The following is a 26,538-nucleotide window of genomic DNA, read 5'->3' on the forward strand; positions in this document are numbered from 1 at the left end:
TGGTTTGACCGGATGGCGTAGCCGCGCGTACCGTGACCAGGTCGAGTTGTCGATGGCTGCTGCCGCCTGCCTCCGATGGGCAAAGATCACGAGCTGTGGTTGTGAAGCGGTGCACTAGGGCGTAATCGCGAGCTTCTCGTGGGCGCACGGTGACAGCCAGGCGATGTCCCGCCATCCACACATCATTTTCTGGAGCCCCCGAGTGAGCAAGCGCACCTTCCAGCCGAACAACCGTCGTCGCGCCAAGACCCACGGATTCCGACTGCGCATGCGTACCCGTGCCGGCCGCGCGATCCTGGCGACCCGCCGTGGCAAGGGTCGCGCCCGTCTGTCGGCCTGATCGCCTGATAGCCAACAGGTCATGACGTGCTGCCTACCGAGAATCGGCTGAGGCGGCGCGAGGATTTCGCGACCGCGGTACGCCGAGGACGCCGGGCTGGCCGCCCGCTTCTTGTCGTTCATCTACGCAGCGGTTCAACGGACCCGCACGCGCCTGGGGAGAGCGCTCCCCCGTCGCGTGCGGGTTTCGTCGTAAGCAAAGCCGTGGGTGGATCCGTCGTACGTAACGTGGTGAAGCGCAGGCTTCGCCATCTCATACGCGACCGACTCTCCGAGCTGCCCCCCGGTAGCCTGGTTGTCGTACGGGCGCTGCCCGGAGCGGGCGACGCCGATCATGCACAGCTGGCCCGAGACCTGGACGCCGCTTTCCGGCGGCTGCTGGGAGGGGGCGCGCGATGAAGTACCCGCTGCTGGCTCTGATCAAGCTGTACCAGTGGACGATCAGCCCGCTTCTCGGGCCTGTCTGCCGGTACTACCCGTCGTGTTCGCACTACGGATATACCGCCATCGACCGGCACGGCGCGGTGAAGGGCACGGCGCTGACCGCTTGGCGCATTCTGCGGTGCAATCCGTGGTCGCCGGGTGGTGTGGACCATGTCCCGCCGCGCAAACGCCCGCGCTGGCACGAACTGCTGCGCAACGCGTGGCGCAGCGATAAGGGCGGGCACTCCGCAGCTGGCGTGCCTTCCGGGGGATCAGCCCCCGACACCCCCAGTCCGGCCGCAGAGACTTCGCCCAATGCTCAAGGAGCCTGATTAGTGGACACGATTGCCAGTCTGTTCAGTTTTATCACCACACCTGTTTCATGGGTCATCGTCCAGTTCCACTCGCTGTACGGGATGATCTTCGGCCCTGACACGGGCTGGGCCTGGGGACTGTCCATCGTGTCCCTGGTGGTGCTGATCCGGATCTGCCTGATCCCGCTCTTCGTGAAGCAGATCAAGTCGACCCGCAACATGCAGGTGCTCCAGCCGAAGATGAAGGCGATCCAGGAGCGCTACAAGAACGACAAGCAGCGTCAGTCCGAAGAGATGATGAAGCTGTACAAGGAGACGGGTACCAACCCGCTCTCCTCGTGTCTGCCCATCCTGGCGCAGTCGCCGTTCTTCTTCGCGCTGTACCACGTGCTCTCCAGCATCGCCAACGGCAAGACCATCGGCGTGATCAACCAGGGCCTGCTCGACAGCGCGCGCCAGGCACACATCTTCGGCGCCCCGCTGGCCGCGAAGTTCACGGACAGCAGCGACAAGGTCGCCTCCCTGAACTCCTCGCTGACCGATGTGCGTGTGGTCACCGCGATCATGATCATCATGATGTCGGCGTCGCAGTTCTACACGCAGCGCCAGCTGATGACGAAGAACGTCGACCTGACGGTCAAGACGCCGTACATGCAGCAGCAGAAGATGCTGATGTACATCTTCCCGCTGATCTTCGCCGTCACGGGCATCAACTTCCCCGTGGGTGTGCTCGTCTACTGGCTGACCACCAACGTGTGGACCATGGGCCAGCAGATGTACGTGATCAACCAGAACCCGACTCCGGGCAGCAAGGCCCAGGACCAGTACCTCACGCGGCTGGTGAAGAACATCACCACGCACAGCGAGGTGCGCTCCCGTCGGAAGCGCACGATCGTCCAGGCGATCGTGGCCAAGGGCCCGGACCGTAACGACAACGAGCGCAAGTTCGTCATGAGCCTGGCCAAGGTGGGCCTGGCCCCGCAGGCCGACGGCACGGTCATCAAGAGCGACACCGCGGCCGCCGAGGCCGAGGCCGGCGGCGGGCAGAAGCGGCAGCAGCCGAAGCGTCTGACCAAGTCGCAGCGCCAGGCGGCCGCCCAGCTGGCCGCTGAGAAGCCGGACGAGGCCAAGGACTCCGAGGCCCCCGGTGAGCCGGCGAAGACCTCGTTGCAGAAGAAGGACGAGCCGCAGGACCCCAAGTCCACGCCGTCGGACCGGCCCGCCGCCGGTGCCACGCGCCAAAAAGCCAAGTCGTCGGGGCAGCGCAAGGGTCAGCAGCGGCCCAAGCACCCGTCCAAGAAGTAAAAAGGAGTCCATCCGTGACGGAAGGCACCATCTCCGCCGCCGCCCCCGCCGAAGAGGGCGACACCCTGACCCGCCTGGAGCAGGAAGGGGAGATCGCGGCCGACTACCTCGAGGGTCTGCTCGATATCGCTGATCTCGACGGCGATATCGACATGGACGTCGAGGCGGACCGGGCCGCGGTTTCGATCATCAGCGATTCCGGACGGGATCTGCAGAAGCTTGTGGGTCGTGACGGGGAGGTGCTGGAGGCACTTCAGGAGCTGACGCGCCTGGCCGTGCACCGTGAGACCGGGGACCGTAGCCGTCTCATGCTGGACATCGCCGGTTTCCGGGCGAAGAAGCGCACCGAACTCGCCGAGCTGGGGGCCAAGGCCGCGGACGAGGTGAAGAGCACCGGTGAGCCGGTGAAGCTGAACCCGATGACGCCCTTCGAGCGGAAGGTCGTGCACGACGCGGTCGCGGCCGCGGGCCTGCGCAGCGAATCGGAGGGCGAGGAGCCTCAGCGCTTCGTCGTGGTGCTCCCTGCCTGAGCGGTCCAACGTTTTCGGCCCCGTCTGTTGTGCAGGCGGGGCCGATCTTTGTCAGCCTGATAGTCAGCCACCCATCGGTGGTTCGGTATGGAAGGACGGTTCCGTGACGGAGGCAGCAGAGCTTCCCCCCGCACCGGACGAGGCACGCACGGTATTCGGTGAGTTCTTTCCGGAAGCTGTCCGCTACGCGGAGCTGCTGGCGGACGCGGGGGTCAAGCGAGGTCTGATCGGTCCACGTGAGGTGCCACGGCTGTGGGAGCGGCATCTGCTGAACTGTGCGGTGCTCTCGGAGGTCGTTCCCGAGGGCGTGACGGTCTGCGATGTCGGCTCGGGCGCGGGGCTGCCGGGTATACCGCTGGCGCTGGTGCGGCCCGACCTGAAGATCACCTTGCTGGAGCCGCTGCTGCGGCGGACGAACTTTCTCCAGGAAGTGGTCGAGCTGCTCGGCCTGGACCATGTGACGGTGGTGCGTGGCCGCGCCGAGGAGGTCCTCGGGACGCTCCAGCCGGTGCATGTGGTGACGGCGCGGGCGGTGGCACCCCTGGACCGCCTGGCGGGCTGGGGAGTGCCCCTGCTGCGTCCCTACGGAGAGATGCTGGCGCTCAAGGGCGATACGGCGGAGGAGGAGATCAAGGGGGCTCGCGCGGCGCTGAGCAAGCTCGGTGTGGTCGAGACCTCGGTGCTCCAGGTCGGAGAGGGCATCGTGGACCCGCTGGCCACCGTGGTACGGGTGGAGGTGGGCGAGAGTCCGGGCGGGGTGAGGTTCGCGACGAAGCGGGCCAAGGCCGCTCAGGTCGGCCGTGCGCGACGCCGCCGTTGAGCCGTACAGTCCGTACTGCCTATCAGTGATGCTCCATACAAGCTGCCATACCTACGCATTGCGGAGTGTCGTGACGACCTAGCCCTGTGGCCCGTGCATCGTGTTTCACGTGAAACGTCGCTCACTGCTCCAGGGCATCATCGGCCGTGGCCGCGCGGCTGCCACACCGCGCGGCCGAAAGCCCCTCGTCAGGGGGGCGAGGTTTTCCACAACGGTGGATTCGTCCACAGAACCAAGGGCCTCGCTGGTTCACGACCCCGAAAGCATGGCAGGCTCTGTCCATTGCGAGTCTGAAGTCGAGGAGAGTGAATCCTTGCGGTCCGACGCCAACATCGCGGGACCGATGACCGATCCGGTCCCCGGTCCCCGCACCGAGTCGGCGGGGGAGGATGTTTCACGTGAAACACCGCCCCCGATGGACGACACCCCCATTGGCCGTGCTGCCCAGCTGGCGGTGGAGGCACTGGGCCGCGCCGGTGAGGGAATGCCCCGCCCCGAGCAGACGCGTGTCATGGTCGTCGCCAATCAGAAGGGCGGCGTAGGGAAGACCACCACCACGGTCAACCTCGCCGCCTCCCTCGCGCTCCATGGAGCGCGAGTGCTGGTGGTCGACCTCGATCCACAGGGCAACGCCTCCACGGCGCTCGGGATCGACCATCATGCCGAAGTCCCCTCGATCTATGACGTCCTGGTGGAGAGCAAGCCGCTCTCCGAGGTGGTCCAGCCTGTGCCGGACGTCGAAGGTCTCTTCTGTGCCCCGGCCACCATCGATCTCGCCGGTGCGGAGATCGAGTTGGTGTCGCTGGTGGCACGGGAGAGCCGGCTACAGCGGGCGATCGAAGCGTATGAGCAGCCGTTGGACTACATCCTCATCGACTGCCCGCCCTCGCTCGGCCTGCTGACCGTCAATGCGATGGTCGCCGGAGCAGAGGTCCTCATCCCCATCCAGTGCGAGTACTACGCGCTGGAGGGGCTGGGACAGCTGCTGCGGAATGTCGAACTGGTCCGCGGACACCTCAACCCCACACTGCACGTGTCGACCATCCTGCTCACCATGTACGACGGCAGGACCCGACTCGCTTCACAGGTGGCGGACGAGGTGCGGAGCCACTTCGGCAAGGAGGTGCTGCGGACGAGTATTCCTCGGTCCGTACGCATCTCGGAGGCACCGAGCTATGGCCAGACGGTGCTCACGTATGACCCGGGATCCAGTGGATCCCTCTCGTACCTCGAAGCCGCCCGTGAGATCGCGTTGCGGGGGGTCGGGGTGCATTACGACGCCCAGCAGGCGCATGTGGGCAGCCAGAACAGTCAGCAGAGTATGTCGGAGGGGATCCAGTGAGCGAGCGACGTAGAGGCCTGGGACGTGGGCTCGGTGCGCTGATTCCTGCCGCTCCGCAGGAGAAGCAGGTGCCCTCCCCCGGAGTGGCCACGGCCTCTTCCGGAGCGGCAGCACCGGTGCTGATCGCCGAGCGGGATATGGCGTCCGAGAAGGTGCGTTCGTTGCCGCAGGCGGCTTCGTCACCGGAGACGGAGCCAGTGGTGCCGGAGTACGGAGCGGTGGCCGAGCCGGAGCTGGCGACGACGGGCGGGGCGTACTTCGCCGAGGTACCGATCGATGCGATCACGCCCAACCCGAGGCAGCCCCGTGAGGTGTTCGACGAGGACGCACTCGCCGAACTGATCACTTCCATCAAGGAAGTGGGGCTCCTCCAGCCCGTGGTCGTACGGCAGGTGGCGCCGGAGCGCTATGAGCTGATCATGGGCGAGCGGCGCTGGAGGGCATGCAGGGAAGCCGGACTGGAGCGAATTCCGGCGATCGTCCGCGCCACGGACGACGAGAAGCTGTTGCTCGACGCGTTGCTGGAGAACCTGCACCGCGCCCAGCTGAACCCGCTGGAAGAGGCAGCCGCCTACGACCAGTTGCTCAAGGACTTCAACTGCACGCACGACCAGTTGGCCGACCGGATCGGACGCTCGCGTCCGCAGGTCTCCAACACCCTGCGGTTGCTGCGGCTCTCTCCCCCTGTCCAGCGCAGGGTGGCCGCCGGGGTGCTCTCGGCCGGTCATGCGCGGGCGCTGCTCTCGGTGGAGGGTTCCGAGGAGCAGGACCGGCTGGCACATCGCATCGTGGCCGAAGGGCTCTCGGTGCGGGCCGTCGAGGAGATCGTGACCTTGATGGGCTCTCGTCCCGAGGCCACTCCCAAGTCCAAGGGACCCCGGGCGGGCGCGCGGCTCTCGCCGGCGCTGGGCGATCTGGCATCGCGCCTCTCGGACCGCTTCGAGACCCGGGTAAAGGTCGACCTGGGGCAGAAGAAGGGAAAGATCGTGGTCGAGTTCGCCTCGATGGACGATCTGGAGCGCATTCTCGGCACCCTCGCTCCCGGCGAGGGGCGCGTCCTGGAGAAGAGCCTCAGCGAGGATTCAGCGGAGGATGACGAGAGCTGACGCTCTCTCACCGTCCCAGGGCGGGCCGTGTTCCACAATGACCGGAACACAGCCCGCCCTTTGCTGTCTCTCGGTATGCCACGTGGCTCTGGGTGGATACGATGCGATCTGGTACGGCGCATCCACCTCGATCCACCTCCAAAGGAGCCAAAGGGCCATGCGATCGGTGAGCCGCAGCCAACTGGTGTCAGCTGGACTGGGCCTTGGCGTGCTCGGCGGCTTTGTGGCGAGTCTGCTTCGGGAACGCAGTGTGCTGGCCGCCGCCCGTGGTGCGGCAGGTGAGGGAAGTGAGGAACAGCCTCCATGGGGCGTCGGCTCGTACCGCTCACGCCGGACAACCTTCCGGACCTCCCCGAGCGCTGTCATTCGTGTGTCTTCTGGGAGCTTGATCCGGTCAGCGGAGAAGCCGCGGTAAAAGCCGGCAGAGCGGCGGCGCAGAAAGAGGCGTGGATCTCGGCGGTCCTGCTGGAGTGGGGATCTTGCGGCCGGGTGGTCTATGTCGATGAGGTACCGGTCGGCTTCGTCCTCTACGCGCCGCCGGCCTATGTGCCCAGAGCCATGGCGTTTCCCACCAGCCCCGTCTCCCCGGACGCGGTCCAGTTGATGACGGGCTGGATCATGCCCCGCTATCAGGGTCAGGGGCTCGGCCGCGTGATGGTGCAGACCGTGGCCAAGGATCTGCTGCGCCGGGAGTTCAAGGCCGTAGAAGCATTCGGAGACGCGCGGTGGCGCGAGCCGTCCTGTGTGCTTCCCGCCGACCATCTGCGGGCGGTGGGCTTCAAGACCGTACGACCGCATCCGAGGTACCCACGGCTGCGGTTGGAGCTACGGACCACGCTCTCCTGGAAGGAAGACATGGAGCTGGCCCTCGACCGGCTTCTGGGCGCGGTGAAGAAGGAACCGGTGCCGCGTCCGCTGTGAGGTCCACGGCGCTCTGTGGAATGAGAAACGGGTCCACCCCCGACAGGGGGTGGACCCGTTTCACGTGAAACATCGAGAGTCAGCCCTTGACGGCGCCCTCACCGATGAAGTCGTCCAGGTCGCGCAGGAGCGCGGCCTTGGGCTTGGCGCCGACGATGGTCTTGGCGACCTCGCCGTTCTGGTACACGTTCAGCGTCGGGATGGACATGACGCCGTACTTGGCCGCGATGCCCGGGTTCTCGTCGATGTTGAGCTTGACGATCTCGATCTTGTCGCCGTGCTCGGCCGCGATGGCCTCCAGCGACGGCGCGATCTGCCGGCACGGTCCGCACCAGGCGGCCCAGAAGTCCACCAGAACGGGCTTGTCGTTCTTGAGGACGTCGGCGTCGAATGAGTCGTCGGTTACCTGCTTCAGGGCCACGGCGGCCTCCTTCAGTTCGTGGGGTGGGGACTTGCTGATCAGACGGTGGCGGTCTTCTCGGGCTCGGCAGCGTTCTCGCCGTCGCTCAGCGCGGCGAGGAAGTGCTCGGCGTCCAGGGCGGCCGAGCAGCCGGTGCCCGCGGCGGTGATCGCCTGACGGTAGGTGTGGTCGACGACATCGCCGGCGCCGAAGACTCCGGAGAGGTTCGTCCGGGTCGAGGGGGCGTCGACGGTGAGGTACCCCTCGTGATCCAGGTCGAGCTGTCCCTTGAACAGCTCGGTCCGCGGGTCGTGGCCCACCGCGATGAACAGGCCGGTCACGGCAAGCGCGGAGGTCTCGCCGGTCTTGGTGTTGCGCAGGGTCAGACCGGAGAGCTTCTGGTCGCCGTGGATCTCCGCGACATCGCTGTCCCAGGCGAACTTGATCTTGGGGTCGGCGAAGGCACGGTCCTGCATGGTCTTCGAGGCGCGCAGGGTGTCCCGGCGGTGGACGATGGTGACGGACTTGGCGAAGCGCGAAAGGAAGGTGGCTTCCTCCATCGCGGTGTCGCCACCGCCGACCACGGCGATGTCCTGGTCCTTGAAGAAGAAGCCGTCACAGGTGGCACACCAGGAGACACCCCGGCCGGAGAGGGCGTCCTCGTTCGGCAGGCCGAGCTTGCGGTGCTGGGAGCCGGTCGTCACGATGACGGCCTTGGCACGGTGGACGGTACCCGCTGTGTCGGTGACCGTCTTGATGTCGCCGGTGAGGTCGACCGAGACGACATCGTCCGGAACCAGCTCGGCGCCGAAGCGCTCGGCCTGTGCCCGCATGTTGTCCATGAGATCGGGGCCCATGATGCCGTCGCGGAAGCCCGGGAAGTTCTCCACATCGGTGGTGTTCATCAGAGCGCCACCGGCGGTGACGGCGCCCTCGAAGACCAGCGGCTTCAGCGAAGCGCGCGCGGTGTACAGCGCGGCCGTGTAGCCGGCGGGCCCGGAGCCGATGATGATCACATTACGGACGTCGCTCACGGGTTTCTTCCTCGTCTCTGCAGACTGCCTACTGGGGCCGGATCAACGACTTTCACCCCATCCAACGGATCCTACGGGTCTTGCATTCCCGAGGTCGTCCGGCCCACACGGGGGTGTCGTCAGCGGCGAGGGTAGGAGTGCGTCAGCAGGACCTTTCCCTCGGTTGTGGAAGCCCCCTCCACACAGGTCGCATCGATCACATAGGCCTGGACCCTGGTGGTGTCCCCGGGGTGCGGCAGGACGACGAGATAGGCAGGGCTGCCCTGATAGCTGCCCTGCTCCGCGGCCAGGGCGGCCTCGGCACGTCCCGTGCCCTGCTGAATACAGGCCGGAACCTTGGGCGAGTTCTGGAGCATGGGTGCATTCGAGGCGCCCAGCTCCGAGGAATCCAGCCCCTCGCCGGCGCCGCGGCGCTCGGATTTGGTGGAGGCGGGGGTGGCCAGCAGTGTGTCGACCCGGCTCTGGAGATCGGTTGCCGAGAACTCGTCGGCACTCTGCCGGGCCGAGGAGCTGGCCGTCGCGTCGGCCTGGGACGTTGCGAGATCATCGTCCACCGGCCGGAACGACTGGAAGAGCAGGACGCTGACGCCCACCGCGGCCGTTCCGAGGACAGCACCCAGGACAGCGGTACGGCGGCGGCGTGTCCTCCCGCGCCCCGGTCCGGTGGCAGCCTTCGGACGGCCTGCGGGCCGGTCGGCCCGTACCCCCTCCGCCGCAGCGGAAGCCGCCCCCGCCGGGTTCTGGGACGCGAGCGATGTTTCACGTGAAACATCGGGGGAGCGGTCGGCCCCGGACGTAGCGGAGACGGAGAGAGGGGGAGACGTCGAGTCGAGCAGCGCCTCGGCCGCCAGAGCGGCATCGATACGGCCGGCGATGTCGGCGGGCATCCGCGACGGTCCCGGCAGGGTCCCGAGCAGTCCCCTGATCTCTTCCAGGGAGTCATGGACGTCGGCACAGAGATCACAGCTGTCGAGGTGGAGCCTCAGATCGGTCGCCCGGGAGGGCGGGACCAGCCCTTCCGAGAATTCGGAGATCTCCGAGACATCCGGGTGCTCAGTCGTGTCGGTCGTCGATGTCACGTGCGCCCACCTCCGCCCTTCACGCCGGCAGGATCACCCGATCCTGAATCCATTGGCTCCGATGCCGGTGGGACGGATGCCCCCGGCGTGCGGTTCCTTCCCCTGCCCGAACCGCTGATATCCCCGATGTCCGCACGTAGATGTGTGAGCATCGGCTGAAGTCTGGCCCGGCCGCGTGCGCAGCGGCTCTTCACCGTTCCGGTGGGCACTCCCAGTACGGCGGCGGCCTCCGCGACGGGGTAGCCCTGCATATCGACGAGGATGAGCGCCGCGCGCTGGTCGACGGGGAGCTTGGCCAGCGCCGCCAGCAGCTCCCGGTGCAGATCCCCGCGCTCGGCGGGAGCCTCCGCCGACTCATGGGGCTCCAGGAGCTGCTCCAGCCGCTCGGTGTCGTCCACCGGGGAGGTCTTGCGGGACGCGGCCTTACGGGCCCGGTCGAGGCAGGCGTTGACGGTGATGCGGTGCAGCCAGGTCGTCACGGCGGACTGGCCGCGGAAGGTATGGGCAGCACGGAAAGCGGAGACGAGGGCGTCCTGCACGGCGTCCGCGGCTTCCTCCCGGTCGCCCAGCGTCCGCAGGGCGACCGCCCAGAGACGGTCGCGGTGGCGTCGTACCAGCTCACCGAAGGCGTGAGGATGCCCCTGGACATGAGCGCTCAGCAGGTCGTGGTCACTGCTTTCGCCGAGTGCGACATCGTCCAACGGTGAGCCCCCCTCCCCCGGTCCGGTCAGCCCTTGAGCTGGATCTCCGTGATTCCGCCCCTGAAGCGGCTGCTGCTTCCGTCCGTGGGCACCTCGGTGATGTGGACCAATACGTACCGGGTCCGTACCGGCTTGTCGAGGGTGCTCTTCAGAGTGCCCCCCACCGTCTCCAGCTTGGTGAGGCGCTGGGAGAAGTCGGAGAGACTCGTGGGGTTCGACGCGTCCTTGTCGGCGGCGAGGACTTCCGCCTTCTGACCGCTGCGGTACATGTCGATGTTGATGACGGAGACGCGCTGCACGCTGCCGAGGTCAACGATGATGCCGCTGCCCTCCTTGTACTTCGGGAGATTGCCGAAGTTGGGGAAGTTCCAGTACTGATCCGTGATCCAGGACGTCTTGGCTTCACCATCGATGGTGTTCGGCGCGAGCCCGGGCTTTATGCCGTAACCACCGGGCATGAACTCGCTCGCTTCGGCGATCTTCAGCGCCTTGACGGGCTTGATCGCCTTGTCGTCGTCCCCCGTGGTCGTCTGGGTCGGGGTGGTCTCGGACTCCTTGCGCTGGTCCAGAAGCCGGTCGGCGACCTGCCAGCTGCCGAGCCCCAGGGCGGCGATGAGCAGGGCGGCGACGGTCCACTTCAGGGCTTTGCCGGTGCGGCTCTGGAGTGGCGGCGGCGGGACGGCCACAGGGGCCGTGGGGGGCCCGAGGCCCTGCTGCGTCCGTCCGTACGTGCCCTGCTGGTAGGTGGTGCGCTGATACTCGGGCGGCGCTGTGAAAGTGGGCTCCGGAGGCCGGATACGAGGCATCTCCGCGACGGCCGCGGCCAGCTCGTCCGGAGTGGTGCACGGCGGTTCCTGGCGGGAGGCGGTGGCGCCGTCGTTGACCAGAGCGCGCATGGCCAGCTCGGAGAGTCCGCGGTGGACTCCGGCGCGGACCTGGTCGGGGGCGATCAGGCCGACGCCCTTGGGCAGACCGGAGAGTCCGTAGGCATCCGCTTCGTACGGCCAGCGCTGGGTGAGCGCGGCATAGAGGAGTGCGCCGATGGCCTCGGTGTCCGTCCGCTGCGGCCGTTCGGCACGGATTCCGCGCAGTGCGGCGTTCACCGCGAGGCCGCGGATCCGGTACTGGCCGCTGGAGGTCCGCAGGACCGCCCCCGGAGTCAGCCGCAGATGCGCGAGCCCCTCGCGGTGGGCGGCGGCCATGGCTTGGGAGACCTGGCTGACCAGCTGATAGGCGTCGTGGGCCTCCATCGGCCCGACGGCGAGGAGAGCGGTGAGTTCGGTAGCGTCCGGCAGCCACTCGTGGACGACGTAGACGAGGTCGTTCTCCTCCACGGCGTCCAGGACCTGCACGAAGCGCGGATCACCGAGGAGAGCGGACGAGCGGGCCGCGGCCAGTACGGAACGGGCCCGCGGATGGTCGGCGGGCAGCAGATGCACACCTACGGCGCGGCGCAGTTTCTCGTCGACCGCACGCCAGCTGCTGAAACCGTCCAGACGGGTGACGCACTCCTCCAGGCGGTAACGTCTGGCGAGCTTATGGCCGCTGTGCAGGTCGGGCGTCGCGATGCCCGGTCCGCCGCTCTGCCGCTCACGGTCCGTGTCCGGTGCGGACTGCTCCGCCGTCTCCTGGGTTTCCGCCGACCCGTCGGCCGTGGCCTTGTCCGCCTTGGCGGTCAGCGGTTCATCACCGCTGTTGTCGGCCACGTCGACGGCAGCCGTGCTACGTTCCGCCACCGTCGCTCCTGCCTCCCCATCCATTGCGTCCCATCCAACAGCCAAGCCAATTGTGCCCACAGTTGGACGCTATGCACGACACGCGGTGGCCGAGGATGGTTGTGCTCGGCCACCGCGGCTCAGCGTCCGAGCCGTCCGCGCACCATGCCGACCATGGCGTTCATCTCCTCGATCCGCATCTTCTTCGCCGCGACGAAGAAGACAGCGAGCAGAACGACGCCTCCGGCGACCAGCGCCACCACCGAGCTGACGGCGCTGCTGCCGAGGGCGCCGAGAACGGCGTAGGCCACGCCGCCCGCCGCGAGGGCGCCGGGCACGGCAGCCAGACAGAGCCTCGCGTACGTACGCAGGACCCGGCCGCCGTCCAGATCGCCGCCCAGCCGGTTCTTCAGCCGTCGCCAGGCGACACCGACGCCGACCGCATAGGCCAGCCCGTACGAGGCGGCCATGCCGACCACGGCCCAGCGGGACGGCAGCAACACGTAGCAGAGGGCGGAAGCCGCGGCGTTGACCGCGGCGACGATGACCGTGTTGTAGAAGGGCGTCCGGGTGTCCTCGTAGGCATAGAAACCACGGAGCACGACGTACTGCACGGAGTACGGAATGAGCCCGAGGGCGAACGCCATGAGGATGAAGCCCATGGACCGCGCCGATTCCATGCCGCTGGACGAGAACATCAGGATGGACAGCGGGACGCCGAGCGCGAGGAACCCGAAGGCGATCGGGACGATCGCGACGGCGGAGTTGCGCAGCCCCTGGGAGATGTCGTCGCGCACCGCGCCCGGGTCGCCGTCGTGGGCGGCCCGGGAGATCCGGGGCAGCAGCGCGGCCATGACCGAGACAGTGATGATGGCCTGCGGCATGCCCCAGATCAGCTGGGCGTTGCTGTAGGCCAGGATGCCGGTTCCGGTCTTGCCGGAGGCTTCGCCGGCCGCGGTGGCGAGCTGGGTGACGACCAGTACGCCGGCCTGGTTGGCGAGGACGAACAGGACGGTCCACTTGGCCAGCTTGACAGTCTTGCCGAGGCCGTGGCCCTTCCAGTCGAAGCGGGGCCGGAACCGGAACCCGGTCTCGGTCAGATACGGGATCATCGCGAGAGCCTGCACGACGAGGCCGAGCAGCGTACCGAGGCCCAGCAGCCGCACACCGTCCGGCGGAATCGTCCGGACGGTCATGCTGGAGTCGGCGGCGGTGCCGTACACCCAGATGAAGAGACCGAACGTGGCGATCATGACGATGTTGTTGAGGACCGGAGTCCACATCATCGCGCCGAACTTCCCGCGCGCGTTGAGGATCTGGCCCATCACCACGTGCACACCCATGAAGAAGATCGTGGGCAGGCAGTAGCGGGCGAAGGTGACCGCGACGTTGTTGGAGGCCGGGTCGCTGGCGATCGTGTCCGACATCAGACGGACCAGCAGCGGCGCCGCGAACACGGCGGCGGCCACGATCGCGCCGAGCGCGACCATGACGAGGGTCAGCAGCCGGTTGGCATAGGCCACGCCACCGTCGTCGTCGTTCTTCATCGCCCGTACGAGCTGTGGGACGAAGACGGAGTTGAGGCCGCCGCCGACGGTGAGGATGTAGATCATCGTCGGCAGGGTGTAGGCGACGGTGAAGGAGTCACCGAGCAGTGCCGCACCCAGGGCCGCCGTGATCACCAGGCTGCGTACGAACCCGGTGAGCCGGGACACCAGCGTGCCCGCGGCCATCACCGCGCTCGACTTCAGCAGCCCCGCTGCCTTGCCACCGGACTTCTTGGCGGGCGGCGGGGCGGGCGCCGCCTCGGGCTCCGGCGCGGTCAGTACCTGCCCGCTGCCCTGCTGATCGCGGTAGAGATGCGCGAACGCGTCCGCTGGGGGGCTCTCGTCCCCGGCCCGCGAGACGAGATCATCGACGCCCGTGAACTGGGTCGTCCGCGCGTCGTCCCCGTACGGGAGATGCCGGGACGGCCCGGAGGGCTCAGGAGGCGGTGTCTGGGCCCAGATACGGGGATCGGGCGCGTACTGCTGAGCCGGAGGCTGCTGATACAGCTCCTGGGTCTCCTGGTACGTGCCCGGGGGCGGCGGCGGGTGGGAGGCGCGGTCGTACAGCGCCTCGGTCACCGGATCCTGTGCGGAGAGATCCTGTGCCCAGTAGGGGTCCTGCTTGTAGGCGTCCTGGACATAGGGATCAGGGGCAGGCGGCGGAGAGGGCGGGACCTGCCCTGCGGGATCGCCGCCCGCGCCCTGCCCACGGTCACCGTCGTACGGCGCGTTCATGGTTACCCCACCTCATCGTCCCCGGCCGACCGGCCACGACATCGCTCAACGGTCCACTTTCTCACCCGTGCCCGACGCGTCAGCGCTTTCCGGTCCGGTGTCCGGTGTCGGGTCACTCGGCTGCCCGGGATCTGCGCCTTCTGAGGCCCGTGCGCCGGCCGTGTCCTTGGTGTCGTGCGTGTTCTGCTCGCCGGAGGAGTCGTCGGCCTCCGCGCCGGTGTCGCCACTGCCGTCCGCGTCGTCCGAGGGCGTCGCGGCCGCCTTGCGGGCCACCGCCCGCTTGCGCTGGCTGTACATCTTCACACCGGCCAGCACCAGCAGCAGCACACCGCCGGCGATGACGAGCATGACGGTGGGGGTGATCTCGGAGACCTTGACCTGGAAGGTCATGGGACCCCCGTACGGCGTGCCGTCCACCGTGTAGAGCTGGGCGGTCACCTGGACCGGACCGTTGGCGTTGCCCGCGCCGGTGAACTTCACCGACTGGCTGTGCCCACCGTCGATCTTGATGGGACGCTCCGCCACCGCCTGGTCGTCATCGAGCTTGAGACGGGTCGGGTTGTCGGACTTGAGCCGCAGCACCAGGTCCTGGACGCCCTGCAACAGCTTGTTCTGCACGGTCACCGGGATGGTGGCGCTGCGTCCCGACAGCGTGAGGACGGACTTCGGGATGAGCTGCACCTCGCTGGTGAGGCTCCCCAGATACTCGTCCACCCGGTCGCGGTACTGCGTCGCCTCGACCGGGGAGCCGCGCCAGGACGTCGACATCGCCCGGCTCACCGCGTTGCCGAAGGGAGCGGCCACTCGGTCCGGTGAGCTGAGGATGGCCTTGAAGTTGTCGAGCCGCTCCTCCGTCTTCTTGATCGACTGGAACGCCTCGGTCGGCAGCTCCTTGGCGCGCAGTTTGCTCGGGTACCGCGAGGTGCTCGGCACCTTCGTGGTGGCGTCGGCGTCGGGCTGCACCGCCGCCGCGGCGATCAGATCGGTCGGCTGTGTCCAGCGCTCGGGTTCCAGCGCACGCAGCGCACGCGCCATGGACTGCGCCTGGGCCGCCGTCGGCATCCGTTGCGGGGCGACGACGATGCTGCGCTGGTTGTCGGGCTCCTGAAGAGTGACGGCCAGCGACTGTGCGAGGAACTTCTGCACGGCGAGCGTGGAACTGCTGGCTGCCGTCATGTCGCTCTGGAAGGCTGTGGAGAGCCGGGTGTCCGCGACCACCGCCGTTGTTCCGCCGCCGATGGGCCGCGCGGCGTTCGGGGTGTACGACAGGTTGTCCTGGAGACTGTCGCTGCGGGTGATGACCTTGTGCGCCCCGGCCGAGGTGGCCACGTCGATGATCGAGGGGTCGATCGCGCCGTCCACGGGCCAGGCGAAGTCCACGGAGGGCTGTACGTGGAGGATCGTCTCCACGGTCTTGCCGGCCACGTCGGTCGCGGGCTGAAGATGGCTGAGCGCCCCGGAGACGTCCTTGCCGCGATGTGCCAGTGAAGCCAGGTCGGGATCGGCGAACGGCAGCGCGATCACCTTGCTCCCCTTCACCGCCTTCTCCAGCGCGTTGAGCCACTGGGTGGCGACCGCCTGGTTCTTGCCGGGGACGACGGAGTCCCCGTTCCTGACGCTGTAGTTCCGGGTCATCGCGTCGGCGGTGGCGATCAGATCGGGGTCGATGACCCAGGTCACGGGCAGCTGGCTGCCGAGGGCGACCATCTGCTCCAGCCGCCCGCCGGGGGCCAGCTCCTCCGCCAGGTCGTCGTTTTCGAAGACCGGGGTCTGCTGATCGTCCGAACCCGTCTCGGCGGAGAGATGCACCGACGAAATCAGCGGCCACAGGGCCGTCAGCTGTGTCTTCTGGTCCGTGGCCTCGGGCTGCCAGGGGAGGAAGGTGCGCTGGATGCCCAGCACCTGGTCGTACGGGGTCGCGGCGGTCCTGCCGGTCACCGAGACGCCCAGCTGATAGACGCCGTTCTCACCGAGCTCCAGCTTGTCGACCGGTACGGAGAGAGCGAAATCCTGCGAGATACCGGCCGCGAGCTTCGGGAAGGCGACCTTGTACTTGCCACCGACCGGGGCCACATCACCCGAGGCACTGCTGCCCGAGCGCGCGGCGGCGTCGTCGATGGCGGTCCGGCCGGCGAGCCGTGGCCCCACGCGCAGATCCACCTGCGCGTCCGTGATCGTGCTCTTGCCATTGTTGGTCACCGTTCCGGAGACCGTCAGGGTGTCGCCCTTCACCGGCGCGCTGGGCGCCAGTGTGTCCAGCGCCACACTGACCGTACGGGAGCCGGTGGCCTGGGGCGCCGCCTGTGCCGCAGGCGCGGCTGTGCCCGCCAGCAGACTCGCCAGGAGCGGAACCCCCGCGACTACAGAGGCTGTGCGCCGCAGCCACCGGCGGGCAGGAGAAGGGCCCATCCCCTGGAAGTCTGCCGCCTCGGCCACGCGCTCGCCCGTCCCTCGTCATCGTCTGCTGCCGTTGGTGGTTGTCCATTAATGCGTCCACGCATGGTAACGATGTGCGCTGTGGCGAAGTGCTGGGGACTGCTCCACATGATCGGAAGAATCTCATGCGTCACAGAAAACCCATGCATCGGAGCCGGGGGAGCCGAAACAGGGGCGCCCCCACAGGCTGTGGCACGTAACCTTTTCTGTTGTGCCGAACGCCAATGAAGACAATCCCAGAGCCCTCAGCCAGGTGCAGCGCCGCGCGGTCAGTGAACTGCTGCGGGTGTCCCCGGTCGCCGACGATCTCGCGCGCCGATTCGAGGAGGCCGGATTCAGCCTCGCCTTGGTCGGCGGTTCGGTCAGGGATGCCCTTCTCGGTCGGCTCGGCAACGACCTGGACTTCACGACCGATGCCCGGCCGGAGGACGTTCTGAAGATCGTCAGGCCGTGGGCGGACTCCGTCTGGGAGATCGGTATCGCCTTCGGCACCGTCGGCTGCCAGAAGGACGCCCGCGTCGGCGACACCGATCAGCGTTTCCAGGTCGAGGTGACGACCTACCGCTCGGAGGCCTACGACCGGACCTCGCGCAAACCTGAGGTGTCCTACGGCGACTCCATCGAGGAAGACCTCGTGCGCCGGGACTTCACCGTGAACGCGATGGCCGTCGCCCTGCCCCAGAAGGAGTTCATCGATCCCCACGGCGGACTCGACGATCTCGCGGAGCGTGTACTGCGCACGCCTGGCACCCCCGAGGAGTCCTTCTCGGACGATCCGCTGCGTATGCTCCGGGCCGCGCGCTTCGCCGCCCAGCTGGACTTCGATGTGGCGCCCGAGGTGGTCGCGGCCATGAAGGACATGGCCGCCCGTATCGAGATCGTCTCCGCCGAGCGGGTACGTGACGAGCTGAACAAGCTGATCCTCTCCGCCCACCCCCGGAAGGGGCTGGCGCTGCTGGTCGACACCGGGCTCGCCGAGCACGTACTGCCCGAGCTGCCCGCGCTTCGGCTGGAGAGTGACGAGCACCACCGGCACAAGGACGTCTACGACCACTCGCTGATCGTGCTGGAACAGGCCATCGATCTGGAAGAGGACGGCCCTGACCTGGTACTGAGGCTGGCCGCCCTGCTCCATGACATTGGTAAGCCCCGGACGCGGCGCTTCGAGAAGGACGGCCGGGTCTCCTTCCACCACCACGAGGTGGTGGGCGCGAAGATGACCAAGAAGCGGATGACCGCGCTCAAGTACTCCAATGAGCTGGTGAAGGACGTCTCGCGGCTGGTGGAGCTGCATCTGCGCTTCCACGGCTACGGCACCGGAGAGTGGACCGACTCGGCGGTGCGCCGCTATGTCCGTGACGCCGGTCCCCTCCTGGGAAGGCTCCACAAGCTGACCCGCTCCGACTGCACGACACGCAACAAGCGCAAGGCCATGGCCCTGTCCCGGGCCTACGACGGCCTGGAGGAGCGGGTCGCGCAGCTCCAGGAGCAGGAGGAACTGGACTCCATCAGGCCCGATCTGGACGGCAACCAGATCATGGAGATTCTGGGCATCGGTCCCAGCCGGGAGATCGGCGAGGCCTACACGTTCCTGCTGGAGCTACGGCTGGAAAACGGCCCCATGGGACACGACGAGGCCGTCGCGGCTCTCAAGGAGTGGTGGGCCGCGCGGGAGTGACCGTGCCGGGCGGGTCATGTTTCACGTGAAACATGACCCGCCCGGCATCTTCGAGGGGCGTTGTTTCACGTGAAACAACGCCCCTTCGGCGTACGTCCCCGAAGTACCAGGACCACAGCGACCGCCGCGTACAGAACGGCGACTGTCACCACCAGTGCGGCGGATCGGCCGTCCGGCGGCAGCATCAGCGCTGCGACCGCTGCGGCGCCCACGAAGGCGACATTGAACAGCACGTCATAGAGGGAGAAGACCCTGCCTCGGTAGGCGTCGTCCACCATCGTCTGCACCACGGTGTCCGTGGCGATCTTCGCGCCCTGGGTGATCAAACCGAGGACGAACGCCGCGAACAGGATGGGCACCGGGGTGAACGGCAGCCCGAGGGCCGGCTCAAGGACAGCGGCCGACCCCGCGCACAGTGCCATCCAGCCATAGGGGCCGAGCCGGCCCACCGCCCACGGAGTCAGAACCGCGGCGGCGAAGAATCCCGCCCCGGAGATGCCGAGGGCGAGCCCCAGCAGCGCCAGCCCGTCCGCCTCCCGCTCTGTCCACGCGTATCTGCAGAGCATCAGCACCATCACCGTCAGCGCTCCGTAGCAGAAGCGCATCACCGTCATGGCGGCCAGAGCGCCCGCCGCGGCCCGGCGCTCCACGAGATGGCGCACACCGTCCGCGAGTCCACGTGCCGTGGAAGCCAGCGCGGCGCCCAGCCGGGGCTGGAGCAGTGACGGCTCGGGCCCGAGCAACTCGCGTCCGAGCAGCAGGGAGGTGAGGGCCGCGCAGAGATAGAGGAGGGCGCCGAGCAGCATGACCGCTCCATCGGAGTCCCCGATGGTGAGCCGTACGGCGAAGGCCAGTCCGCCGCCCGCCGTCGCGGCGAGCGTGCCGGCGGTCGGGGAGAGCGAGTTGGCGATGACGAGACGCTCGTCGTCCACCACGCGAGGCAGCGCGGCCGAGAGGCCGGCGAGTACGAACCGGTTGACCGCGGTCACGGAGAGCGCCGAGGCGTAGAAGAGCCAGTCGGGGACCTCCGCCACGATGAGCAGCGCCGTACAGGTCGCCAGGAAGGCGCGCAGCAGGTTCCCGAAGAGGAACACCTGCCGACGCCGCCAGCGGTCGAGCAGTACCCCGGCGAACGGTCCGACCAGCGAATACGGCAGCAGCAGGACCGCCATCGCGGAGGCGATCGCGGCGGGTGACGTCTGTTTCTCGGGGGAGAAGACGACATACGCGGCGAGCGCGACCTGGAAGACGCCGTCGGCGCCCTGGGAGAGCAGACGGACCGCCAGCAGCCGCCGGAAGTCGCCGAGGCGCAGGAGTACGCGCAGATCACGTGCGACAGGCATGTGGGCCAGCGTCACACACGCGTCGGCGGGACATGCGAGAAGGGTCACCGGACGGGTAGTCGGGTGACCCTTCTCGCACTCACGGGCACGGGGCCCGGCACGATCCGGACGGGAGCTTTGAGCGCCCGTCAGGTTTTAGCGCTCGACCTCGCCGGCGATGAACTTCTCCACGTTCTCGCGGGCCTCGTCGTCGAAGTACTGCACCGGCGGCGACTTCATGAAGTAGGAGGACGCGGAGAGGATGGGGCCGCCGATGCCGCGGTCCTTGGCGATCTTCGCGGCGCGCACGGCGTCGATGATGACCCCGGCGGAGTTCGGGGAGTCCCAGACCTCGAGCTTGTACTCCAGGTTCAGCGGGACATCGCCGAAGGCGCGGCCTTCGAGGCGGACGTAGGCCCACTTGCGGTCGTCGAGCCAGGCGACATAGTCCGAAGGACCGATGTGCACGTTGTCGGCACCCAGGTCGCGGTCGGGGATCTGGGAGGTGACGGCCTGCGTCTTGGAGATCTTCTTGGACTCCAGGCGCTCACGCTCGAGCATGTTCTTGAAGTCCATGTTGCCGCCGACGTTCAGCTGCATCGTGCGGTCCAGGACGACGCCCCGGTCCTCGAAGAGCTTCGCCATGACGCGGTGCGTGATCGTGGCGCCGACCTGGGACTTGATGTCGTCGCCGACGATCGGGACACCGGCCTCGGTGAACTTGTCCGCCCACTCCTTCGTGCCGGCGATGAAGACCGGCAGCGCGTTGACGAAGGCGACCTTGGCGTCGATGGCGCACTGGGCGTAGTACTTCGCGGCGGAGTCCGAGCCCACGGGCAGGTAGCAGACCAGGACGTCGGCCTTGCTGTCCTTGAGGGCCTGGACGATGTCCACGGGCGCCTCGGGCGCCTCCTCGATGGTCTGGCGGTAGTACTTGCCCAGACCGTCGAGGGTGTGGCCGCGCTGCACGGTGATGCCCTTGGACGGCACGTCGCAGATCTTGATGGTGTTGTTCTCGCTGGCACCGATGGCGTCCGCGAGGTCGAGGCCGACCTTCTTCGCGTCCACATCGAAGGCGGCCACGAACTCGATGTCCCGCACGTGGTAATCGCCGAACGTGACATGCATCAGACCCGGTACCTTGGCCGCCGGGTCGGCGTCCTTGTAGTACTCGACGCCCTGCACCAGTGAGGCGGCGCAGTTGCCCACGCCGACGATGGCTACGCGTACGGAACCCATTCCGGTTGCTCCCTGTGTGATGTCAGTGGTCGTGATGAGGCCCTGCGGAGATGCAGTGCCTCACTCGGCGCTGTCCGCGGACGGATCCGGCTGGCCAGGACGTCCCGGGGGCGTGCCCCCGGAAGACGCGGCGTCCCGGGGCCGGGGCAGGCCGTCCGTTTCTTCGGATGCGCCTTCTCGTACTGCGGGGTTGCCAGGGCCGGACCGTCTCTGATCCCGCCCCGCCCGCTCGCTCTCGATGAGTTCGTTCAACCAGCGCACTTCGCGCTCCACGGACTCCATGCCGTGGCGCTGAAGCTCAAGCGTGTAGTCGTCGAGACGCTCGCGCGTACGGGCCAGGGAGGCGCGCATCTTCTCCAGACGCTCCTCCAGCCGGCTGCGGCGGCCCTCCAGCACCCGCATCCGTACCTCGCGCTCCGTCTGCCCGAAGAAGGCGAACCGAGCAGCGAAGTGCTCGTCCTCCCAGGCGTCGGGCCCGGTGTGGGACAGAAGCTCCTCGAAGTGCTCCTTACCGTCCGCGGTCAACCGGTAGACGATCTTGGCCCGGCGTCCGGCGAGCGAGGCGGCGAGCGCGTCCTCCGGGGCGCTGCCCGGCTCCTCGATCAACCAGCCGCTGGCCACCAGCGTCTTGAGGCATGGATACAGCGTCCCGTAACTGAAGGCCCGGAAGATCCCCAGCGACGTATTGAGTCGTTTGCGCAGCTCATAGCCGTGCATGGGGGACTCACGAAGCAGTCCGAGGACGGCGAACTCAAGGATGCCCGAGCGTCTGCTCACCGTCGCCTCCTCTGCTCTCCGGGACGCTTATGCCGCACTGATGTATCGACTCGATACATCTCGACGATAGAACGGAGTGACGGTGGGGACAAGGGGGCTCATGGTGAACGGCGTCACATCAATAATTCTCATGAAGCAACTTGCCTGATTTAGGGTGAACTTCAGTCCTCGGTGGGGTTTGACCGTGCGTAGTGTGTGCGGCATGCAGACCACCGGGAACCGATTGACGCCGGTCGGCGTCAAGACTCTCGGCTCACCGCATGCATCTCGGATGAGCCCGATGCCGGGCCGGTCCGTAGTTCATTTCGGGGGACCGGAACTCAACAGCCGCTTCCAGGCGTACGCGCCTGCCCGAGGAGTAGTCGTTCGATGAGCGAGCACCGTCGCAAGCCGCCGCAGCCACAGGGCGGCGGTCGAGCCGCGGCCAGGCGTGCGTCCCAGCAGTCGTCAGGCCGCCGTGCTGCCCCTTCCCGAGAATCCACCGCGTCGCCCTCCGGGGCCCATGACGGGGAGGAGCCGGTCTTCAGCAGCCGCGCCGAGGCCAGACGCGCGGCCCAGCGCGGCGGCCGGCGTGGCGGCGGCGACGGACCGGGTCGTGGCGGAGGTGAGCCGGGCAAGAAGCGGCTGATCGACTACCCGCGCCACAACAAGGACGGCTGGCAGCGGTGGATGCCCTCCTGGAAGCAGACCACCGGACTGGGCGTGGCGTTCGTCGGCTCCATACTCCTCGCGGGGACCGTCTCCTACGCCCTGGTCCGGGTACCCGACCAGAATCTGGCGTCGAAGGCCGAGAACAACGTCTACTACTGGGCCGACGGCTCACAGCTCGCCGCGACCGGTGGTTCGGCCAACCGGCAGAACATCGGGATCGCCCAGATCCCCGACGCGATGCAGAACGCGGTCATCTCCGCCGAGAACAAGTCGTTCCGCAAGGACCCCGGCGTCGACTTCATGGGCATGGGCCGGGCGCTCTACAACATGGCCATGGGCGGCAACACCCAGGGCGGCTCCACCATCACCCAGCAGTACGTCAAGAACGCGCGGCTGGGTGACCAGAGCCAGACCCTGGACCGCAAGTTCAAAGAGCTGTTCATCTCCATGAAGGTCGGCAACACCGTAAAGAAGCCCGAGATCATGGAGGGCTACCTGAACACCTCGTACTACGGTCGTGGCGCCTGGGGGATCCAGGCCGCCGCCCGTACGTACTACGGCAAGGACGCGAAGGACCTGAACGCCAGCGAGTGCGCCTTCCTCGCCTCGCTCCTCAAGGGCGCCACTCTCTACGACCCGGCGGGCAACCCCGGATACAACCCGAACGCCACGCGCGAGGCCAACACCGAGCGTGCGACGAAGCGCTGGACCTGGATCCTCGACGAGATGGTGAAGGACGGCCATCTCGACGCGGCGGAGCGGAACAAGTACACGAAGTTCCCCATGCCGAAGCCGGTGCGGCAGAGCGACGACCTCGGCGGTCAGATCGGGTACCTGGTCGACCTCGCCAAGGCGAACTTCATCAACAGCAACAAGGAGGGCCTCACCGTCGCGGATCTCTCCAAGGGCGGGTACGAGATCCACACGACCTTCGACAAGAAGAAGGTCGAAAAGCTGGAGAAGGCCGTATCCAAGGTCAAGAAGGCCAATATCGACCCCAAGGCGCGTCCGGATACCGATACGCACGTCCAGTTCGGTGGCGCTTCCGTCGAGCCCGGCTCCGGAAAGATCGTCGCCATCTATGGCGGCGAGGACGCCACCAAGCACTACACCAACAACGCCGACCAGACGGGCGCTCAGGTCGGCTCGACCTTCAAGCCGTTCGTCCTGGCCGCGGCGATGCAGCACGGCAAACGCGATCCCAGCCTCGGAACCGACCAGTCCGACGCCCAGCGGACGCAGGTATCGCCCGACAAGAGCATCTACAACGGCGACAACAAGCTGAAGATCAAGAACTATGACGGTTCGATCTGGACCAACGAAGAGGACAAGGAGTGGCTTCAGCGCAACGACGGCGACAAGTCGTACGGGCCCATCGATCTGCGTGAGGCCATGCGTGAATCCGCCAACTCCCCCTTCGTCCAGCTGGGCATGGACGTCGGCATCTCCACGGTGAGGCAGACCGCCATCGACGCCGGACTGCGCGACGACGACACGCTCTCCAAGTCGAACGTCCCGTCGTTCTCGATCGGTATCTCCTCCCCCAGCGCCATCCGTATGGCGGGCTCCTACGCCACCTTCGCGGCGAGCGGCAAGCGGAACGACCCGTACTCCGTCACCAAGGTGCTCAAGCGCGGCAAGGTCATCTACGAGCACGAGGGCACGCAGAAGACGGCCTTCCCCGCCCAGATCGCCGACAACGTGACCGACGTACTGAAGACGGTCGTGGAGAAGGGCACCGGCACCAGCGCCAAGCTGGAGGGCCGTGACGTCGCGGGCAAGACCGGTACGACCGACGGCAACAAGTCGGCCTGGTTCGTGGGCTACACGCCGCAGCTGTCGACCGCCATCGACATGTACCGCCTGGACGACGACGAAACGAACAAGGACCGTAAGTTCGAGGAGATGTTCGGCACCGGCGGCCAGGACAAGATCCACGGCGCCTCGTTCCCCGCCGAGATCTGGCAGGACTACATGAAGGAAGCGCTCAAGGGCGAGAAGGTCCTGCGCTTCCCCAAGCCCGAGCCCATCGGCGAGGCCGTGTACGGCGGCGGCGCCGCCAGCCCGACCCCCACCCCGTCCGAGGAGCCGTCCGAGGAGCCGTCCGAGGAGCCCTCCGAGGAGCCGTCCGAGACTCCGTCCGAGGAGCCCTCCGTGACCCCGACGCCGGATCCGTCCGAGAGCTGCAAGAACCTGTTCGGCTGCGGCGACACCGCGGGGAACAACCAGGGCAACGAGAACGCCGGGTCGACCGGGGAGGCGAGCCCCACGACGTCCGAGCCCGAAGAGGAGACCGACAACGGCGGAGGCGGAGGCAACGGCTTCATCGGCGGCACGAGAGACTAGCGTCGCGCCGCACCCGCCCCGGGGGACCCGATTCCCCGGCCGCACGGAACCCGCCACGAGGGCCGTCGCACCGGACACGTACAGACACATGTACGTACGGCGCGGCGGCCCTCGCCCCGTCCACAGAGGCGTACGGCAGGATGGGCGGCATGCCGAGCGCAGAAGAGAGAACCGTGCACCAGGACCGGTCCGACGTACCGCCCACGCGGCGGGACGAGGTGGCCGCCGCCGGCAGCGAACTGATCGGCGGTCCCGCCGGACGCCGGGCCTGGTTCGGTACCAGCCGGCTCTCCCCCGTACGGGTCGTCGCGCTGGTGGCCATCGGGATGTTCGCGCTGGGAATGGTCCAGAAGATGCCCTGCTACAACTGGGCATGGTTCCGGGGCGCCAGCTCGCAGTACACCCACGCCTGCTACTCGGACATCCCGCATCTCTTCCTCGGGCGCGGCTTCGCGGACAACCTGGTCCCGTACTTCGACCGGCTCAGCGGCGACATGCAGTACCTGGAGTACCCCGTACTGACGGGACTCTTCATGGAAGTCGCCTCCTGGCTCACCCCGGGCGGATCCATCCAGTACCGCGAGCAGATGTACTGGATGGTCAACGCGGGCATGCTGATGATCTGCGCCGTGGTCATCGCGGTCTGTGTCACCCGCACCCACCGGCGCCGCCCCTGGGACGGCCTGCTGGTCGCCCTCGCCCCGGCCTTCGCGCTCACCGCCACCATCAACTGGGACCTGCTGGCCGTGGCCCTCACCGCCGCGGCGATGCTGATGTGGTCCCGGGGCCGGGCCCTGGCCTTCGGCATCCTCATCGGCCTCGCGACCGCCGCGAAGCTCTACCCCGTACTCCTGCTGGGACCGCTGCTCGTCCTGTGCTGGCGGGCCGGGAAGTTCCGCGAGTACGCGACGGCCCTGCTCGCGACCGCCGGCGCCTGGCTCGCGGTGAATCTGCCGGTCATGATGCTCGCGCCCGAAGGGTGGAAGAAGTTCTACACCTTCAGCCAGGAGCGACAGGTCGACTTCGGCTCCTTCTGGCTGATCATCACCCAGCGCACGGGCAAGTCCATCGATGTCGAGAGCGTCAACACCTACGCGACGCTGCTGATGGTCCTGGCCTGCGCAGGCATCCTCGCCCTCACCCTCACGGCGCCCCGCCGCCCGCGCTTCGCGCAGCTGGCCTTCCTGGTCGTCGCCGCGTTCATCCTCACCAACAAGGTCTACTCACCGCAGTACGTACTGTGGCTGATTCCGCTGGCCGTCCTCGCCCGGCCGCGCTGGCGGGATTTCCTGATCTGGCAGGCGTGCGAGGTCATGTACTTCCTCGGCATCTGGATGTACCTCGCCTACACGACCAGCGGCGACGCCCACAAGGGACTGCCCACCGAGGGCTATCAGCTCGCCATCGCGCTGCACCTCGCGGGCACGCTCTACCTGTGTGCTCTGGTCGTACGGGACATCCTGATGCCCGAACGGGACGGTGTACGGGCGGACGGCTCGGACGACCCGTCCGGCGGCGTCCTCGACGGAGCCGAGGACAGATTCGTCCTCGGTCAGACGGTCCGCCCGGTCCAGCACGAGGCGCAGTTGGCCGAAGGGCCGCGTGTCGAGTGGGGAGTGCGGCCGCCAGGAGCCGCCTGAGCGGCCCGTAAGGCCGTACAAGTCCCTACCGGGCTTCCCCCTGCCGCATCGGTGCTCCGAAGCCGCTCAAGGCCCCTCGGCGGCTTGAGCGGCGAGGGGCCTTGAGTTCACGGGATCAAGCGGTACCAAGCGAGACCA

The 26,538-nt window shown here is 67.6% G+C and carries 22 protein-coding genes; 12 read left to right on the top strand and 10 right to left on the bottom strand.

The genetic code is table 11. The features are described from left to right. Positions 1 to 202 precede the first annotated feature (202 nt). The 9 genes from rpmH to OG627_RS17650 all read left to right on the top strand — a co-directional run bounded on the left by rpmH (position 203) and on the right by OG627_RS17650 (position 7,100). Positions 203 to 340, top strand: coding sequence for a 50S ribosomal protein L34 (rpmH, locus tag OG627_RS17610; RefSeq protein ID WP_030354375.1), 138 nt, complete (start codon positions 203 to 205; stop codon positions 338 to 340). Between the two features lie 26 nt (positions 341 to 366). Beyond that, the gene (rnpA, locus tag OG627_RS17615) at positions 367 to 738 is read left to right on the top strand and encodes a ribonuclease P protein component (protein WP_329066173.1); all 372 of its coding nucleotides are present in this window, start codon (positions 367 to 369) and stop codon (positions 736 to 738) included. Continuing rightward, positions 735 to 1,094, top strand: a complete 360-nt coding sequence (gene yidD, locus OG627_RS17620; RefSeq protein ID WP_329066175.1) for a membrane protein insertion efficiency factor YidD — start codon at positions 735 to 737, stop codon at positions 1,092 to 1,094. Before rnpA ends, yidD begins: the two co-directional genes overlap by 4 nt. Positions 1,095 to 1,097: 3 nt before the next feature. Beyond that, a complete protein-coding gene (gene yidC / locus OG627_RS17625) occupies positions 1,098 to 2,381 on the top strand; it encodes a membrane protein insertase YidC (RefSeq protein ID WP_329066177.1) in 1,284 nt (427 codons plus the stop codon). Between the two features lie 14 nt (positions 2,382 to 2,395). After that, positions 2,396 to 2,911: a Jag family protein gene (locus OG627_RS17630; RefSeq protein ID WP_329066179.1), complete on the top strand. Its 516-nt coding sequence runs from the start codon at positions 2,396 to 2,398 to the stop codon at positions 2,909 to 2,911. A 103-nt stretch (positions 2,912 to 3,014) separates the two neighbouring features. Beyond that, on the top strand, positions 3,015 to 3,731 hold the full coding sequence (rsmG, locus tag OG627_RS17635; RefSeq protein WP_329066181.1) for a 16S rRNA (guanine(527)-N(7))-methyltransferase RsmG: 717 nt from the start codon (positions 3,015 to 3,017) through the stop codon (positions 3,729 to 3,731). A gap of 265 nt (positions 3,732 to 3,996) precedes the next feature. Continuing rightward, a complete protein-coding gene (locus tag OG627_RS17640) occupies positions 3,997 to 5,073 on the top strand; it encodes a ParA family protein (RefSeq protein ID WP_329066182.1) in 1,077 nt (358 codons plus the stop codon). Beyond that, positions 5,070 to 6,179, top strand: a complete 1,110-nt coding sequence (locus OG627_RS17645) for a ParB/RepB/Spo0J family partition protein (protein ID WP_329066184.1) — start codon at positions 5,070 to 5,072, stop codon at positions 6,177 to 6,179. Before OG627_RS17640 ends, OG627_RS17645 begins: the two co-directional genes overlap by 4 nt. A gap of 303 nt (positions 6,180 to 6,482) precedes the next feature. Next, entirely contained in the window at positions 6,483 to 7,100 is a 618-nt protein-coding gene (locus OG627_RS17650; RefSeq protein ID WP_329066186.1) for a GNAT family N-acetyltransferase, read from the top strand. 79 nt (positions 7,101 to 7,179) lie between these two features. On the opposite strand, the gene trxA is transcribed toward OG627_RS17650, so the two are convergent. The 7 genes from trxA to OG627_RS17685 form a co-directional block, all read right to left on the bottom strand. After that, on the bottom strand, positions 7,180 to 7,536 hold the full coding sequence (gene trxA, locus OG627_RS17655; protein WP_443073634.1) for a thioredoxin: 357 nt from the start codon (positions 7,534 to 7,536) through the stop codon (positions 7,180 to 7,182). A 23-nt stretch (positions 7,537 to 7,559) separates the two neighbouring features. After that, entirely contained in the window at positions 7,560 to 8,534 is a 975-nt protein-coding gene (gene trxB / locus OG627_RS17660) for a thioredoxin-disulfide reductase (RefSeq protein WP_329066191.1), read from the bottom strand. 119 nt (positions 8,535 to 8,653) lie between these two features. Then, complete coding sequence (locus OG627_RS17665; protein ID WP_329066193.1) at positions 8,654 to 9,613, bottom strand: hypothetical protein; 960 nt, start codon at positions 9,611 to 9,613, stop codon at positions 8,654 to 8,656. Beyond that, on the bottom strand, positions 9,610 to 10,314 hold the full coding sequence (gene sigM / locus OG627_RS17670) for an RNA polymerase sigma factor SigM (RefSeq protein WP_329066194.1): 705 nt from the start codon (positions 10,312 to 10,314) through the stop codon (positions 9,610 to 9,612). Before sigM ends, OG627_RS17665 begins: the two co-directional genes overlap by 4 nt. A gap of 26 nt (positions 10,315 to 10,340) precedes the next feature. Next, a complete protein-coding gene (locus tag OG627_RS17675; RefSeq protein ID WP_329066196.1) occupies positions 10,341 to 12,050 on the bottom strand; it encodes a protein kinase family protein in 1,710 nt (569 codons plus the stop codon). Between the two features lie 119 nt (positions 12,051 to 12,169). After that, positions 12,170 to 14,311 (bottom strand): murein biosynthesis integral membrane protein MurJ, encoded by a 2,142-nt coding sequence (gene murJ / locus OG627_RS17680; protein ID WP_329066198.1) that lies wholly within the window; start codon positions 14,309 to 14,311, stop codon positions 12,170 to 12,172. A gap of 45 nt (positions 14,312 to 14,356) precedes the next feature. Beyond that, positions 14,357 to 16,747 (bottom strand): DUF6049 family protein, encoded by a 2,391-nt coding sequence (locus OG627_RS17685; RefSeq protein ID WP_329066200.1) that lies wholly within the window; start codon positions 16,745 to 16,747, stop codon positions 14,357 to 14,359. Positions 16,748 to 16,958: 211 nt separating this feature from the next. Here OG627_RS17685 and OG627_RS17690 point away from each other — a divergent pair, with 211 nt between their 5' ends. Next, complete coding sequence (locus OG627_RS17690) at positions 16,959 to 18,425, top strand: CCA tRNA nucleotidyltransferase (protein ID WP_329066201.1); 1,467 nt, start codon at positions 16,959 to 16,961, stop codon at positions 18,423 to 18,425. Positions 18,426 to 18,490: 65 nt separating this feature from the next. On the opposite strand, the gene OG627_RS17695 is transcribed toward OG627_RS17690, so the two are convergent. The 3 genes from OG627_RS17695 to OG627_RS17705 form a co-directional block, all read right to left on the bottom strand. Continuing rightward, entirely contained in the window at positions 18,491 to 19,768 is a 1,278-nt protein-coding gene (locus OG627_RS17695; protein ID WP_329066203.1) for an MFS transporter, read from the bottom strand. A gap of 135 nt (positions 19,769 to 19,903) precedes the next feature. Then, positions 19,904 to 20,986, bottom strand: coding sequence for an inositol-3-phosphate synthase (locus OG627_RS17700; RefSeq protein ID WP_329066205.1), 1,083 nt, complete (start codon positions 20,984 to 20,986; stop codon positions 19,904 to 19,906). A gap of 60 nt (positions 20,987 to 21,046) precedes the next feature. Further along, entirely contained in the window at positions 21,047 to 21,763 is a 717-nt protein-coding gene (locus tag OG627_RS17705; protein ID WP_329066207.1) for a PadR family transcriptional regulator, read from the bottom strand. Positions 21,764 to 22,132: 369 nt separating this feature from the next. Here OG627_RS17705 and OG627_RS17710 point away from each other — a divergent pair, with 369 nt between their 5' ends. Together OG627_RS17710 and OG627_RS17715 are read left to right on the top strand one after the other, a co-directional pair. Next, positions 22,133 to 24,760, top strand: a complete 2,628-nt coding sequence (locus OG627_RS17710; RefSeq protein WP_329066209.1) for a transglycosylase domain-containing protein — start codon at positions 22,133 to 22,135, stop codon at positions 24,758 to 24,760. A 149-nt stretch (positions 24,761 to 24,909) separates the two neighbouring features. Then, positions 24,910 to 26,400: a glycosyltransferase family 87 protein gene (locus tag OG627_RS17715; RefSeq protein WP_329066211.1), complete on the top strand. Its 1,491-nt coding sequence runs from the start codon at positions 24,910 to 24,912 to the stop codon at positions 26,398 to 26,400. The last annotated feature ends 138 nt before the right edge of the window (positions 26,401 to 26,538 follow it).

The organism is Streptomyces sp. NBC_01429 (assembly GCF_036231945.1).
Classification (GTDB): Bacteria; Actinomycetota; Actinomycetes; order Streptomycetales; family Streptomycetaceae; genus Streptomyces.